Origin of the sequence: Paenibacillus sp. NPDC093718 (assembly GCF_050279985.1) — a bacterium.
GTDB lineage: Bacteria > Bacillota > Bacilli > Paenibacillales > Paenibacillaceae > Paenibacillus_AQ.
Genome location: NZ_JBNNUS010000001.1, coordinates 940,613 through 954,885, shown reverse-complemented (window position 1 = coordinate 954,885; position 14,273 = coordinate 940,613). Strand labels below are relative to the sequence as shown.

Annotated in this window: 13 protein-coding genes; 9 read left to right on the top strand and 4 right to left on the bottom strand. The window is 51.8% G+C overall.

Annotation, left to right across the window (positions count from 1 at the left end; translation table 11 throughout):
• Positions 1 to 77 precede the first annotated feature (77 nt).
• On the top strand, positions 78 to 740 hold the full coding sequence (locus ACQKPA_RS04755; protein WP_427489813.1) for a class II aldolase/adducin family protein: 663 nt from the start codon (positions 78 to 80) through the stop codon (positions 738 to 740).
• Between the two features lie 121 nt (positions 741 to 861).
• On the opposite strand, the gene ACQKPA_RS04750 is transcribed toward ACQKPA_RS04755, so the two are convergent.
• Positions 862 to 1,416: an HXXEE domain-containing protein gene (locus ACQKPA_RS04750; protein ID WP_427489811.1), complete on the bottom strand. Its 555-nt coding sequence runs from the start codon at positions 1,414 to 1,416 to the stop codon at positions 862 to 864.
• 159 nt (positions 1,417 to 1,575) lie between these two features.
• On the bottom strand, positions 1,576 to 2,175 hold the full coding sequence (locus ACQKPA_RS04745; RefSeq protein WP_427489809.1) for a TetR/AcrR family transcriptional regulator: 600 nt from the start codon (positions 2,173 to 2,175) through the stop codon (positions 1,576 to 1,578).
• 318 nt (positions 2,176 to 2,493) lie between these two features.
• Here ACQKPA_RS04745 and ACQKPA_RS04740 point away from each other — a divergent pair, with 318 nt between their 5' ends.
• The 6 genes from ACQKPA_RS04740 (at position 2,494) to ACQKPA_RS04715 (ending at position 9,929) form a co-directional block, all read left to right on the top strand.
• The gene (locus ACQKPA_RS04740; RefSeq protein ID WP_427489807.1) at positions 2,494 to 3,426 is read left to right on the top strand and encodes a carbohydrate ABC transporter permease; all 933 of its coding nucleotides are present in this window, start codon (positions 2,494 to 2,496) and stop codon (positions 3,424 to 3,426) included.
• Complete coding sequence (locus ACQKPA_RS04735) at positions 3,423 to 4,247, top strand: carbohydrate ABC transporter permease (protein ID WP_427489805.1); 825 nt, start codon at positions 3,423 to 3,425, stop codon at positions 4,245 to 4,247. Before ACQKPA_RS04740 ends, ACQKPA_RS04735 begins: the two co-directional genes overlap by 4 nt.
• A gap of 73 nt (positions 4,248 to 4,320) precedes the next feature.
• Positions 4,321 to 5,682 carry an ABC transporter substrate-binding protein gene (locus tag ACQKPA_RS04730; protein WP_427489803.1) on the top strand — a complete coding sequence of 454 codons (1,362 nt, stop codon included), beginning with the start codon at positions 4,321 to 4,323 and terminating at the stop codon, positions 5,680 to 5,682.
• 459 nt (positions 5,683 to 6,141) lie between these two features.
• On the top strand, positions 6,142 to 7,326 hold the full coding sequence (locus tag ACQKPA_RS04725) for a sugar diacid recognition domain-containing protein (protein WP_427489801.1): 1,185 nt from the start codon (positions 6,142 to 6,144) through the stop codon (positions 7,324 to 7,326).
• Positions 7,327 to 7,457: 131 nt separating this feature from the next.
• On the top strand, positions 7,458 to 8,726 hold the full coding sequence (locus ACQKPA_RS04720) for a GntP family permease (RefSeq protein ID WP_427489799.1): 1,269 nt from the start codon (positions 7,458 to 7,460) through the stop codon (positions 8,724 to 8,726).
• 60 nt (positions 8,727 to 8,786) lie between these two features.
• The gene (locus tag ACQKPA_RS04715) at positions 8,787 to 9,929 is read left to right on the top strand and encodes a glycerate kinase (protein WP_427489797.1); all 1,143 of its coding nucleotides are present in this window, start codon (positions 8,787 to 8,789) and stop codon (positions 9,927 to 9,929) included.
• Positions 9,930 to 10,220: 291 nt separating this feature from the next.
• On the opposite strand, the gene ACQKPA_RS04710 is transcribed toward ACQKPA_RS04715, so the two are convergent.
• Positions 10,221 to 11,096: a LysR family transcriptional regulator gene (locus ACQKPA_RS04710; RefSeq protein WP_427489795.1), complete on the bottom strand. Its 876-nt coding sequence runs from the start codon at positions 11,094 to 11,096 to the stop codon at positions 10,221 to 10,223.
• A gap of 132 nt (positions 11,097 to 11,228) precedes the next feature.
• On the opposite strand from ACQKPA_RS04710, the gene ACQKPA_RS04705 reads away from it, so the two are divergent.
• Complete coding sequence (locus ACQKPA_RS04705) at positions 11,229 to 12,161, top strand: NADP-dependent oxidoreductase (RefSeq protein ID WP_427489794.1); 933 nt, start codon at positions 11,229 to 11,231, stop codon at positions 12,159 to 12,161.
• Positions 12,162 to 12,371: 210 nt separating this feature from the next.
• Complete coding sequence (locus tag ACQKPA_RS04700) at positions 12,372 to 13,265, top strand: DUF4097 family beta strand repeat-containing protein (RefSeq protein WP_427489792.1); 894 nt, start codon at positions 12,372 to 12,374, stop codon at positions 13,263 to 13,265.
• 184 nt (positions 13,266 to 13,449) lie between these two features.
• Here the strand turns inward: ACQKPA_RS04700 and ACQKPA_RS04695 are convergent, their stop codons facing one another.
• The gene (locus tag ACQKPA_RS04695; protein WP_427489790.1) at positions 13,450 to 14,151 is read right to left on the bottom strand and encodes a MerR family transcriptional regulator; all 702 of its coding nucleotides are present in this window, start codon (positions 14,149 to 14,151) and stop codon (positions 13,450 to 13,452) included.
• Positions 14,152 to 14,273: the final 122 nt, after the last annotated feature.

The window sequence follows — 14,273 nt, the reverse complement described above, 5'->3', positions numbered from 1 at the left end:
GAAGTACGTTAGTTGATGTTCATCTAGCAAGCGATTATTTGGAGAAGTATTAGACTTTATTACAGGAGGTAGATGTCATGGCTAGTGTAGAAACGATTAGAAAAGAACTGCAGCACACCGGTAAATATATGATGCAATACGACCTCGCGTGGGGCAATGCGGGGAATATCTCTGCCAGAACGGAAGGGGACCGTTATGTGGTGACGGCCAGCGGGACTTTCCTTGGCGAACTGGAGGAAGCGGACTTGATCGAATGTGATCTGTCCGGGAACGTGTATGGGGCAGAAGGGCGCAAACCGTCCAAAGAAACGCCCATGCATCGGGCGATTTACGAAAGCCGTCCGGAGATCGGTGCGGTGCTCCATGCTTCTCCATTCTATACTACGCTGATTGCCTGCTCCGACCTGGAGCTCCCGTCCAATATGTTCGTCGAGACGATGTATTATCTCGAGCGAATCGAACGTGTGCCTTACTATCATCCGGGCAGTGACGCGCTGGGCGAGGGAGTCCGGGAAAAGGCCAAGCTCGCCAATGTGCTGCTCCTCGAAAACCATGGCGTGGTTATTTATGATACGTCCATTCGCGAAGCGCGGATGGCCCTGCAAACGTTGGAGATGGCCAGCCGCATGCTGATTACTTCGATGAGCGCCAAGGTGGGGATTCAGGGTCTTGGTCTGGAGACGGAGCGGGAATTTCTGGAGAAGGCAGGTTATAAGCCTAGACGCAATTGGAGTTTGTAGGATTTGCGAAAGAGAGAAGAATGCTTCCGGATGATCCGGAAGCATTCTTTTTTTGAGATTCAGTAAGAGGCGCCTTGAACGTTGAGTAGTCGCTTGTCTTCTACATGTCGCTTATCGGAGCCTACATATTTATGCGGAAGGGTGCAATGCGTTTTCCAAGCGTCAGACCCGTCCATACCAGCAGCAGGGTGACCGGCAGGGCGATGATGGTTCCGAGGGCGAGAGAAGTCATATCTATGATGTCTGCATGTAGGAGGCGATAAAGCGCATAAATCCCGTACGGAATTTCAAGGATGACGGCTGTAATGACACCCGGGGTGTATGCCCACAGGGCGATTGACGCTCCCACATGTTTCACGCCATCCAGCAGGAACACCGTGACAAAACCCGCGAACAGCGCGTTGAATGGACTGCTGATTTCGAAGTTAAGAGCCGTCAGGAGCGTTACGCCGGTGAGAATAAAGCCGATCAGCAGGACGGCAAATGTAAATTGCAGGGTGATATTTTTATCCCACGGAGTGGGGACAGGCGAGATTTTGGATAGCACAGGGTTATTCTTGTTCTTCCTGAGCCACCATTCCATCGTGGCAATCTCTTCTCCATCGTGAATGAAAAATACAACCGGCAGCAGCCACAACATCATGGCGAAACTCCAATCTGGCATGAAAGACAGCATGATCCTCATTTCTCCCTTCAATCTAACGATATTAACGACACTCGAAAAAACTGAGTAAATACTCAAATCCAATGGATAAAAGAAGCTGATGCAGAGATGTTGTTTCTGTTCTGCGATCAGCTTTTCTATTCAATCCTTCCTGTGATGAACCTCGGCGACTTAGGATTCTTCATTCAAGCCATGCATCAGCAGCCGGACGAGCTCGCGAATATACGATTCGTCCCCAAGCGGGAGCGTTTCCTGTCCAAAGCGGGAATGGAGCATGCAATAGACCAGGATGGAGGAGGTCATCATCATCATCGCAACCTGAACCGTATGTTCAGATTGATGCTTCGATCCCGCCGCCTGTTTGAGTATGCTGCTGCCTGCTGTCCCAAAACCTCCGATCAGACGTGACACCTCATTCGATACCTCGGCATCCTTTATGAGTTCCGGTGACCAAATGAGCAGTAGATAATCCATGTTTGTCCTGAGGAACTGGAGGTATGCCAAGCCGTATTGAAGGAGGGCCTTCTCCGCAGGAAGCTTCGACAGTTCTCCCGCATCCTCTTGAAGCTGCGTAACAAAGGAAAAGTTGTTCACAAGGTAGAGCAGCAGCTTCCGCTTATCTCCGAAGTGGTAGAAGATTAACCCCTCGGCAACGCCGCTTTCGGCGGCAATCTCTTTGGTTGTCGTCGCGTGATATCCCTGCTGGGAGAACAGCTTCAGAGCAGCGTTCAATATCCGTTCCTTCTTGGCATTTCGATTGGTTGTAGGCATAGGCAGATGGCTTCCTTTTTCATGTAATGACGAACCTAAGAAAACTGAGTATTTACTCAATACTACAATCGTTTCCCAAGTATTGTCAACTTTCGAAATATCAAGGCATGGAATGTTCTAAATTTTCAGTGTTATTGATAATAATGAAGGGAGGATGGTTAAGAGCATCTGCATATGTGATGGAGAAGAGGAGAATCACATCAATTGCTTGTCTGTTTTTCGGCATGCAGTTTATGTGTTTTTTTGTTCTCTTTTTTGCGAATCCTTGCGTCTTTTCGATTGGCAAAGCAGAAATTTTCGAAGAAAGGGGAATGTCGGTTGTCTAGTAATGAAAGCGTTTTACATGGCAAGAAACCTAAAAGCGCAGCAGTAAGAAAAAGGCTCTGGGGTGAGCATGCTTTAGCTTATGGATTTCTGGCACCCTCCATCATCTTGTTTATGATGTTCTTGTTCTACCCGATGCTGAAATCGGTTTATCTCAGCATGACGATAACGGATCCGCGGGGTCAGGTTGTTGAATTTGTATGGTTGGAGAATTTTATCCGGCTTCTATCAACTGATTCATTCTATAAGAATCTTGGCGTAACGCTGATGTTTATTTTGTTTACCGTGCCTACCTCATTGATCTGGTCGCTGTTTCTTGCCGCCATTACCCATAACAAGCTGCGAGGGATGAAGGTGTTTCAGTTTGTTTTCTCACTGCCGATTGTCATTTCCGTCGGAACCGGCTCGATTATATGGTTTCTGTTGTTTCATCCTACGGCGGGCATGCTGAACTATTTTCTAAGCTTCGTTCATCTGGGGCCGATCCCTTGGTTAACCGATCCTTCCTGGGCTCTGATCTCGATCTCGATCATGACGATCTGGATGAACATGGGGTTTCTGTTTATTGTGCTGTCCAGCGGTTTACAGGGAGTTCCGGAGGAAATATACGAAAGCGCCAAAATGGACGGCTCCGGGCCGATCCGGACCTTTATCCAAATCGTACTGCCGCTGCTGTCGCCCACGATTTTCTTTGCCTTGATTGTATCGGTTATCGGTGCATTTCAAGCCTTCGGGCAAATTCACATTCTGACCAAGGGAGGCCCGATCAACTCCACGAATGTCATAGTTTACTCCATTTATCAGGATGCCTTCGTCAACTTTAGGTTTGGCATCGGCAGCGCACAGGCTTTGATCCTGTTTGCGATTATTCTGCTCCTTACGCTGCTGCAGTTTAAAGTTCTGGAGAAGAAGGTGCATTACCAATGACCCTGCGCCGAATCACGTCCCTGTTCACCTATCTGCTGCTTATCCTGCTGTCTTTGATTGTGTTATATCCGCTCATCTTTACGGTGTTCTCATCCTTTATGACCGAGAAGGAGGTAGCTAATTTTCCACCACCGCTGTTCCCGTCGAGCTTCTATCTGGGCAACTTTACGGAGGCCATCTCCGGCTTCCCGATCATTCGCTTTATTCTGAACAGCTTCATCGTCTCGACGGCCATCATGATCAGTCAGGTTATTACATCGAGTCTGGCCGCATACGCGTTTGCATTTTTGAATTTTAAGGGCAAGGCACTGCTGTTCGGACTCTTCTTGTCAACGATGATGATTCCTTGGGAAGTCACAATTATTCCGAATTATCTGACTATTAAGGATTGGGGCTGGATGGACAGCTACCAGGGATTGATCGTGCCGTTTATGGCAGGGGCTTTTGGCGTGTTTTTGCTGCGCCAGTTTTTTCTGCAGCTCCCGCGTGAGCTGTTTGATGCGGCCAAAATTGACGGATGCGGTCATATCCGCAGTTATTTGTCCATGGTGCTGCCGTTGTCCCGGTCTTCCATTGCCACCTTGGCGGTGTATACCTTCCTCACGCACTGGAATCACTTTTTGTGGCCGCTTTTGATCACGAATCAGGCCTCGATGCGAACCGTACAGATCGGGGTGGCTATGCTGCAGCATGCTGAGGTAATGTCATGGAACCTGATTCTGGCCGGCGTGACCATCGTGCTGATTCCTTCCTTTGTGCTGCTGGCTTTTGGCGTCAAACAATTGGTGCGGGGAATTACCGCAGGCGCGTTGAAAGGTTAGTGCGGTGGTTGACCTGTCATATGCAGGTTTATCATAGGATGCATTTTACGAACGAAAGGGGAAGGAATCACGGATGAGAAGAAGAACGAGGTTGGTAAGTATCTTGTTAGCTGCGATCATGCTGCTGGTTAGTGCATGTAACATTAACATGGGCGAGGAGCCTGAAAAGGGGACGGATACCGTACCAAAGACGGAGGCTGGCACTCAAAAAGTGGTGTTCTGGCATGCGATGGGAGGAGCGACAACCAAGGTGGTTGATCAATTAGTCGCTAACTTTAACGCTTCGCAGGACAAGGTGCAGGTAGAGGCGGTGTATCAGGGAACCTATGATGACCTGTTAAGTAAACTGAAGGCGTCGATGGGCACAAACGAGGGACCGTCCGTGGTCCAGATGTACGAGATCGGCAGCCGGTTTATGATCGATTCCAAACTAATTACACCCATGCAGGAGTTCATCGATGCGGATCAGTGGGATGTGTCGCAGCTGGAACCTAACATCAGCGGGTATTATACGTTTGATGATAAGCTGTATTCCATGCCTTTCAACTCCTCCAATCCGATACTGTATTACAATAAAGACCTGTTTAAGGATGCAGGACTCGACCCGGAAAGTCCGCCCAAGACGTTTGAAGAACTGAAAGTCGCGGCAGACACCATATCGAAAAAAGGGAAAGCGGTAGGAGCGAATTTTGCTATATACGGCTGGTTTATGGAGCAGTTGTTTGCTAATCAGGGTGCGGAGTATGTAAACAACGGCAACGGCCGGGACGATCTGGCGACCGAGTCGCTCGTCAATACCGAGCCTGGCGTAAAGGTGCTGACTTGGTGGAAGGATCTGATCGACTCCAAGGCAGCCAATAACCTGGGACGTAAAACCGATGATTCCAAGAAGGCATTTTCTGCCGGTCAGGTCGCCATGATTCTGGACTCAACCGCAGCCTTGAAGGGACTTGTGGATAGCGCCGAAGGCAAGTTTGAAGTGGGCACAGGCTTCCTTCCGAAGCCGGAAGGAGCGGGAGAAGGTGGTGTTATCGTGGGCGGTGCAAGCCTGTGGATGATGAATAGTCGTCCTGAAGCAGAGCAAAAAGCCGCATGGGAGTTCATTAAATTCTTAACCTCTCCATCGGAGCAGGCATACTGGCATATCAATACCGGGTACTTCCCGATTACCACGAAGGCGTATGAGGAAGAAAGCGTAAAGGAGAACCTGAAGAAATTCCCGCAATTCCAGACGGCCATTGATCAGCTGCACCAGACGAAGCTGGTTAAAGCGACCCAAGGTGCTGTGATGGGCGTATTTCCCGAGGCAAGACAGATTGTGGAAGGTGCGATTGAAGAGGTGCTGAACAACAAAAAGTCACCGCAGCAGGCACTGGATGACGCAGCAAAAGAAATTACGACCAAAATCCAGGATTATAACCGTACCGTGAAGTAGCATAGATATGGGGAGCCTCAAACTCAGGAGAGACAGGGAGTAACAAGCCGATCCATCAGGATCGGCTTGCTGGTTCATGGCATGAAATGCTCAGCCAACAAACGATTCACCGGCAGTTTCGCATAAGCGATACATTCTTAGAAAGAAATCCGCCTCAACCGCTAGTGACGGAATCATGATTACCTGCGTTCTCTTGAGGCCATACTGGTGGTGTTTGAGTTTACAAAAGAAACGCGAAAGCGTATACTCAGACAAAATAACCGTTAATTATAGTACCTCACCGAATAACAGCCACTTCGTGAGGAAATTCCCTTCCTCGTGTTAACACTCTCATTTAGGGCACATATAACGTTATTCCAAGCTGAATGCCCCTATCCCGGTAAGAATGCGATTAATCGCACTTATCGGATGGAGGGCGTTTTTTCATATTGTGGCGGACATAGACAGGGGATAGACAAGATGAGCAGATTGACAAAGGAATTGGCGCAAGAAATTGTAACACGGACAATGCAAGTGATTCATTATAATGTGAACGTCATGGATGAACGGGGGCGGATTATCGGTTCTGGCGACCGCTCGCGCTTATATCAGAAGCATGAAGGGGCGCTCATTGCGATTGAGAGGAAGGGGCGCTTCGAGATTGACGAGGAAAGCGCGCGCAAGCTGCAAGGGGTGCTGCCCGGAACGAATCTGGCCATTCACTTCCAGGGCGAAGTTGTTGGGGTCATCGGCATTACCGGCGATCCGAACGAGGTGACCAAGTACGGGGAGCTGGTGAAAATGACGGCGGAAATGTACTTGGAGCAAGCAGATCTGCTGGAAAAAGCCCAATGGGACAAGCGGATGAAGGAGGATTTCCTTCTGTCCGTCATTCATGCGGACGGCAAGGATAATGCCATGCTGCGCCTCCAGGCGGAACGAATTGGCTTCCATCCGGATAAGGCGCGCGTTGCATGCATTATGGAGCTGACTGGTGCGCAGGACGCGAATTCATTGTCTACGCTCAAGCAGGTGGTCGAAATATTGGAGGGTCGGCCCGCCATCGACCTGATTGCCATTCACAATACGCGCCAAATCGTGTTGTATAAGCCCCATCTCCATCCGCGGGAGCCGAACGCCGATATATGCGAAGGCATCCGTCACATTCGTAGACTGCTGGAAGAGAAGCGGATTGCGCCGCTCCGCATTGCGGTTGGCAAGGCGTATTCCGGCATCGACGGCTTAATCGCGTCTTACCGTTCCGCGCAAGATACGATGCGGGCAGGCCAGGCGATATTCCCGGAGCAGACGGTATACTACGGCGAAGATATGCCGAATGAGACCGTGGCAGCGAACGTTACGCCCTCGTGGGTGGCGGAAGAGCTGCAGAGGCTATGGTGGCGGTTCGTGCAGGAGGATAAGAGCGGGGAACTGCAGCAGACACTGGAGGCCTATTATGATGAGAACGGCGAGCAGCAGCGCATCGCCGAGCGGCTGTCGATTCACCGGAATACGCTGCGCTACCGGCTGCAGCGCATTCATGAGGCGACCGGCAAAGACCCGAAGCATTTTCGCGATTTATATACGCTGATGACGGCCCGCTGGCTAAGCGCGCTGGAAGAGAGGAAGCCGGAGAGTGAGGGCGTCTGGAAGGAACATGCATGATTTGTGCATTTGAACAAAAAACATGTTCTATAAAGCGCTTTATTTCATTTTTATGCATGATGAAGCGCTTTCAGATTGCAGGTACAGTAATAGTATAACGAATTGAGACAACACATTAGGGGGTCTTGACTATGGACGTATCTGTAACTGTACTTGGTGCTTTGACGGCTTTGGTTGTGGCGATTGTGCTTATATTGCGTAAAGTCCCTCCGGCCTATGGCATGATGATTGGGGCACTTGCCGGGGGGATCGTCGGCGGAATCGGGTTGGTTGATTCGGTGAATTTGATGATGGATGGCGCGAAGGGCATGATTCCGGCCGTGCTGCGCATCCTGGCAGCCGGCGTGCTTGCCGGCGTCCTGATTGAATCGGGCGGCGCGAAGACGATTGCCGAAACGTTGGTCCGCAAGGTCGGCGAGACGCGTGCGCTGTTTGCGCTGGCGTTCGCGACGATGGTACTGACGGCGGTCGGCGTATTTATCGACGTCGCGGTCATTACGGTGGCGCCGATTGCGATCGCGATTGCGCAGCGCGCCGACTTGTCTCGCATGGCGATATTGCTTGCCATGATCGGCGGCGGGAAGGCCGGCAACATTATGTCGCCGAATCCGAACGCCATCTCGGCGGCAGAGGCATTTAATATTCCACTGACATCGATGATGATGGCAGGAATCATACCGGCTGTTCTTGGTCTTTTTGCCACTTATCTGATCGCGAAGCGCCTGTCCAAGAAGGGAACGAAGATTACGGGTCAGGAAAGCGTAGACGAATGCGCTGAGCAGCTTCCGAGCTTCCTGGCGGCGATGATGGCTCCGATCACGGCGATTGTGCTGTTGGCGCTACGCCCGCTGGCCGGCATCGTCATCGATCCGGTTATCGCGCTGCCGGTCGGCGGCCTCGTTGGCGCCTTGTGTATGGGCCGCATCAAGCAGATCAATCAATTTGCGGTATCGGGCTTGGGCAAAATGTCTGGCGTGGCTATCATGCTGCTCGGTACGGGGACGTTGGCAGGCATTATATCGAATTCGCAATTGAAGGATGTCATCATCGACAGTCTGGCCTCCTCCGGCTTGCCGGCTTACTTGCTTGCACCGATAAGCGGCGCGTTCATGTCCTTGGCCACCGCTTCGACAACAGCAGGTACCGCGGTCGCCAGCTCAGTGTTCGGCTCGACGATTATGGGGCTTGGCGTTGCTTCCCTGGGCGCTGCGGCGATGATTCACGCCGGGGCGACCGTCTTCGACCATATGCCGCACGGCAGCTTCTTCCACGCAACGGGCGGAAGCGTCAATATGGCGATGAAGGAGCGGCTGCGTCTTATTCCGTATGAGACCGCAATCGGTCTCGTCCTGGCTGTCGTATCGACATTGGTGTTCGGCGTGTTCGGCTGGTTCTTGTAATCTGCGGCAAAGTGATGGTTCAGGCAGTTGGTTAAGACTGATGGAGAGGGAGTGGAGAGAATGAAGGTTGTAATTGCTCCAGATTCATTTAAAGAGAGTTTATCCGCGTTAGAGGCATGTCATGCCATAGAGAAGGGTATGCGCGCCGTGTATCCCGAAGCGGATATCGTCAATGTGCCGATGGCTGACGGCGGAGAGGGCACGGTGCAGTCTTTGGTGGATGCGACAGGTGGACGATTGGTTCACACCGAAGTGACGGGACCGCTTGGTACCCCCGTGACCGCGTTCTACGGCATACTTGGTGACGGAAAGACCGCGATTATCGAAATGGCGGCGGCCTCGGGACTAGCACTTGTGCCGCCGAAGCAGCGCAATCCGCTCGCGACGACAACGCGCGGCACTGGCGAGCTTATTACGTCGGCGCTGAACGAAGGCGTCAGCACGATTATTCTAGGCTTGGGCGGCAGCGCCACGAACGACGGCGGCGCTGGAATGGCGCAGGCGATCGGAGTGCGGCTGCTTGACGCCGATGGCTCGGAAATTGGCCATGGCGGCGGAGAGTTGCATCGCATTGCCCGCATCGATACGGGCGGAGCCGATCCACGGCTGAAGCAGGTTACCTTCGTGGCCGCGTGCGATGTGGACAACCCGCTGACCGGAGAGCGCGGCGCCTCGGCCGTATTTGGCCCCCAAAAAGGCGCCGATCCGTCTATGGTACAGCAGCTCGACGGCAATCTCGCCCATTATGCGGCGATGATTAAGGCATGCTTGGGCCGCGACGTGGCCCGAATTCCCGGAGCTGGCGCAGCCGGAGGGCTAGGCGCCGGTATGCTCGCATTTTTGGCAGCTGAGTTGAAGCGGGGCGTAGATATTGTTATCGAAGCGACGGGGCTGGCTTCGCATGTGAAGGATGCGGATCTCGTCATTACGGGAGAAGGCCGCATCGACGGCCAGACGATTTACGGCAAAACGCCGATGGGCGTGGCCAAGACGGCCAAGCGGTACGGAGTGCCGGTTATCGGGATCGCGGGCTCGCTTGCGGACGGGCATGAAGCGGTGCTTGAGCATGGCATCGATATGGTGTTCACGATCGTGCCCGGCGTATGCAGCCTGGACGATGCGATAAGACAAGCCGCCGCCAATATGGAGCGTACAGTGCGCAATATGGCAATGACGTTAAAATGCGGTAGCAAGTTGGCTTGAATAAGATGACGATTAGAGACGGGTATGATGGAATTCGAGTATAGGATTTGATTGGCAATCCTGTTGCTAAGGGGCCGTCCCATTAGCAAGTCTGCTTACTCGATGAGAGGGCTCATTTGATGAAAAAACAGCAAAAATAAAGGAATGGCGATTCCAGGGAAGTCAGCCCTGTACCGTCATTTCTGTCTTTTGGTCTATTGCCGCCTTCTTGATCTGCCAGCGTCTTCTAACAGCAAGAAGAGGGCCTCCCGCAAGATCTAAGATCTATTGGGACAGCCCCTTGTGGTCGTCTTAACGTGATTCCGCGTAATATTCCACAAGGAAATCACGGAAAGAAATCGCGGCCTTCGACAAGTACCTGGATTCCAGCCATGCTATTTGGAAGATGCGGCGGGCCTGAGGCTCGCGAATGCTCAGCTTCGTCAGCTTTAATTCCTCGCCGCTTCTGCATTCCCCGATTAAAGCCACGCCAAATCCGGAACGTACCAGATCGGCTATGGTTCCGGGGTCCTCCACCTCGCAGACGACCTTCGGCAGAAAACCGGCTTGTTTGCAAAACTCATTATTCATCTTTTGATACGGATGACCTTCTTTATAACCGACAAACGATTCACTTGCAGCCTCGCTTAAGTGAATTTGATTTTTTCCGGCTAAGCGGTGGGTGGGGGGAACGGCCAAGAACACCTCTTCGACGAGCAAAGGCAAGCTCCGTATATCCGGGTGCCGGATGGGCATGGAAGTGAGAAAGAAATCAACCTCGTTATGTTCAATCGTCTGAACCATATCCTCCATCGAAGACTGGATGATATGAAAGTTGACCTTCGGATGTTTGCTTAGAAACAATCTTAAGGGCTCGCGGAGCTGCTCCATGTTGGATAAGGCCAAATGAATACGCCCATGCTCCAGCCCCGCCAGATCCTCGACCTCCCGCCGTCCCTCCTCCAGCAGCTGCAGGGCTGCTTTGGCTTTTGCCAAAAATGCTTTGCCATACGGATTGAGGCGGATCTGCCGGCCTTGGCGTTCGAATAACGGAGCGCCGAGATCCTCCTCAAGTCTGGCAATGGTCTTGCTGAGCGCCGGCTGAGCAATATGGAGCTCCTCCGCGGCTTTGGTCATATGTTCAAGTCTTGCTACGGTTACAAAATACTTCAGCTGTAACATTTCCATTCCGGTTCACCGTCCTTGCTTATATACTCCAGTATATGTATACATAGACATTTTTGTATTTTTTATTATCTATTGATGATTATAGAATGATCTCAGAAACAAGTTCAAGAGATTCATGAAAGGATGATCGATATGAAAGCCGTAGCGTTTAGTACGATTGGACCGCCGGATGTCCTGCGTGTCTTGGAATTTAAAGATCCTCAGGCCGGTAACGGTCAGATAAGAGTTAAAATCAAGGCAGCTGGCGTACAGCCAGCCGACTGCGGGATAAGGGGAAGCGGCTGGGCGCCCCCTAATGTGACATTGCGGATGCCGCAAATCCTGGGCAATGAGTTCGCCGGAACGATAGATCAGGTAGGTGAGGGGGTCATAGGCTTTGAGGTTGGTGAGGACGTCATTGGCTGGTCTTTACTCGCCTGCTACGCGGAGTATGTCGTGGTTAGCGCAGATCAAGTGGTACGTAAACCGGATTCGATGCCGTGGGAGGAAGCAGGCGTGCTGACTGCATCGGGGCAAACTGCCCATACGGCCCTTCAGGCGTTAGGAATCGGTGAAGGCGATACCGTTCTGATTCATGCGGCAGCAGGTGGCGTCGGTTCTTTCGCCGTCCAGATCGCTCGTGCCTGGGGAGCCAGGGTCATCGGAACGGCAAGCGAGCGAAATCATGATTATCTTCGCTCACTGGGTGCTGTTCCTGTTGTCTATGGCCCAGGCCTTGTAGATCGGGTCAAGGCAGCCGCCCCAGAGGGAGTCAGTGCCGCGCTGGATGCCGCAGGCGAAGAAGCGCTGCTGGCCTCGTTGGAGCTTGTCGGCGACCGGAGCCGCATCGGCACGATAGTAGCCTTCAATCGGGTAGAAAAGCTGGGGGTTCTCGCGATCCGCAGTCAGCGATCCAAGGATCGATTGGCCGAATTGGTTCAGTTATATGAACAAGGCAAACTGCTGATCCATGTGTCCCGGGCGTTTTCGCTGAGCGAAGCAGCAGAAGCGCATCGCACTGTGGAGTCCGGCCATGTTCGGGGGAAGGTCGTGCTGCGGATAGACCAGCCATCAGAATCGCGGTGATTTTAGAGAAAGGGGTAGTTCCAAGAGTAGATCTTTTACTGCGGGAACTCCCTTCTTTTTTTCAGATTCGTACGCGCGGCGTCATACAAAAGACGGAGGAGGCGTCCCAGACTAAGGTCCAGGTAGAAACTGGTCCGTGGCAGCGTGTCAACTTTTTCCTTCACGATATAATGGACATATACATATAGAGGAATGGACGTGGAGGATTTTATGAAGAAACAGAGTATGATGGCAGTGAAAATCTCATCGCTGTTGATATTTGCCGTACTGGTGGGATGCGATGCCGCCAATAATGCGGAGGAAGCATTACATCAGGAGCTTGATAAACTAGCACAAGTTGGAAATATTGCCGGCGATTCAGCGCTGGCTATCAGTGATCAAGTAAAGCGGGAAGGGAAAGAGTTCGAGTTGACGACGGCTCAGGAAGCGGGAGCAGCCGAGGGACTGGCCATCGACCATGCCGTAGGTAATATTGAGCTCATCGCTGTACCCGGTAATGAGATCAAAGTGAAAACCACCGTATGGTTTAATGAAAGCTTCTTCAAGAATGACAACATTCGTTCCCAGGTTACGGAGCAGGCCGCCACTTCCTTTACGCTTAAGGGCGGCATACTGGAACTAAGAACACATCCTATGGAGGACGCCAGCCAAAGTCTGTGGGATTGGTCGCAGAAGCAATTTGGAGACTCCGGATTCATGATAGATTATGTAATCGAAGTGCCGGAAGACATGCGGAATATTCGCATCAAGAATGATGTAGGGAAGATTCGGGTGAACGAATTGAAGGGGGCTTTCGAACTTCAATTGGGAGCCGGGGAAATTCAGCTGGCCAAAACGGAAATCACGGGCAATTCCAAAATCGTATCCGAAGCGGGCAGCGTGAAGCTGGATCTTGAGCAGATCGATAAGGACAGCACGCTGACGGCCAACACATCGGCAGGCAGCATCACGGCCACGTTTGCGCCGACCATGAAATACACGCTGGACACTGAAACCGAGCTTGGACAGATTACTGGAGCAAGCCGGGGGCAGAGCGACGTAAACGGTGGGGGAGCGAAAATATCCCTGACGACCTCCGTCGGTTCCATCAAAGTTAATCCATAAGCGGGCACATTAGCTATGAGCACGTGCCAAATTTCTTAACGAGACGCGCTCTATAGTATTCGGGGTTACTCTTCGAGTCCCCCTAGTACATAGGGGTATCAAGTAAAAAAACAATCATGGATGTAGTTCATCCTTGATTGTTTTTTTTTGTATGTTAAACAACAGTGCACATAGGGAGTGGGATTTACATTAATTTCAGCACTTGGCACAGCTGATATAGATAGTGCACGCCGCGTATTTGGTTATGGTTGCGGTAGTTGAGGTATACAAGCGTGTCCTTGAGCACCCGTCTGGCATTATCGACTTGATGATGCTCGAGTTCATGCAGTACATCTTTGATGACTTCCAGCGGGTAATTGGCCGAGCGAAGAATCCGAATGATCATGATCTGCCGGATTTGGGCGCCCTCGAACTTCCGATAGCCGTTTTCCTGATCCCGAGGCAGAATCAGGACGCCTTCCTTCTCCCAATGGCGGATAGCCGAGGTGGGAACGCCGGTTTCGGCCGCAACCTCCCCGATGGTTAGCTCTCTTTTCCGCCCACGGGCATCGACAACGTCAAGCTGCTCGGTTTCCAGAATGCGGATGGTCCGCTCCGCGAGGACTTTATCCTGCTGCAGATTGGCCTGCACCTCGCTTACAATCCAGAGCGCTTCATCCAGCTCGTTCTCCTGCAGCTTGATCATCACTTGCTTCGTAACGTCTACGCCGAAGCCGGGAAACATGGCTCTTATGCATTCGAAGTATGCGGCATGCTCCTCCGTATACACCCGGTATCCGTTCGGGGCACGCTTCGCAGGAGGGACAATTCCCCATTTTTCATAATGCTTGAGCGCACTTGTGGTAATCCCCAGTTTCTTGGCTATATCAATCGGTCTGATACCCATGACGGTCCCCCTTACCTCATGCCGGATCTGTTTGAATCCTTTTTTCTGGGGGATTGTATCATGAAGAACGGCTCAATGAAAAGCCTGCCGAGAAAATAGCTTATATCATTGTCATGCTCATA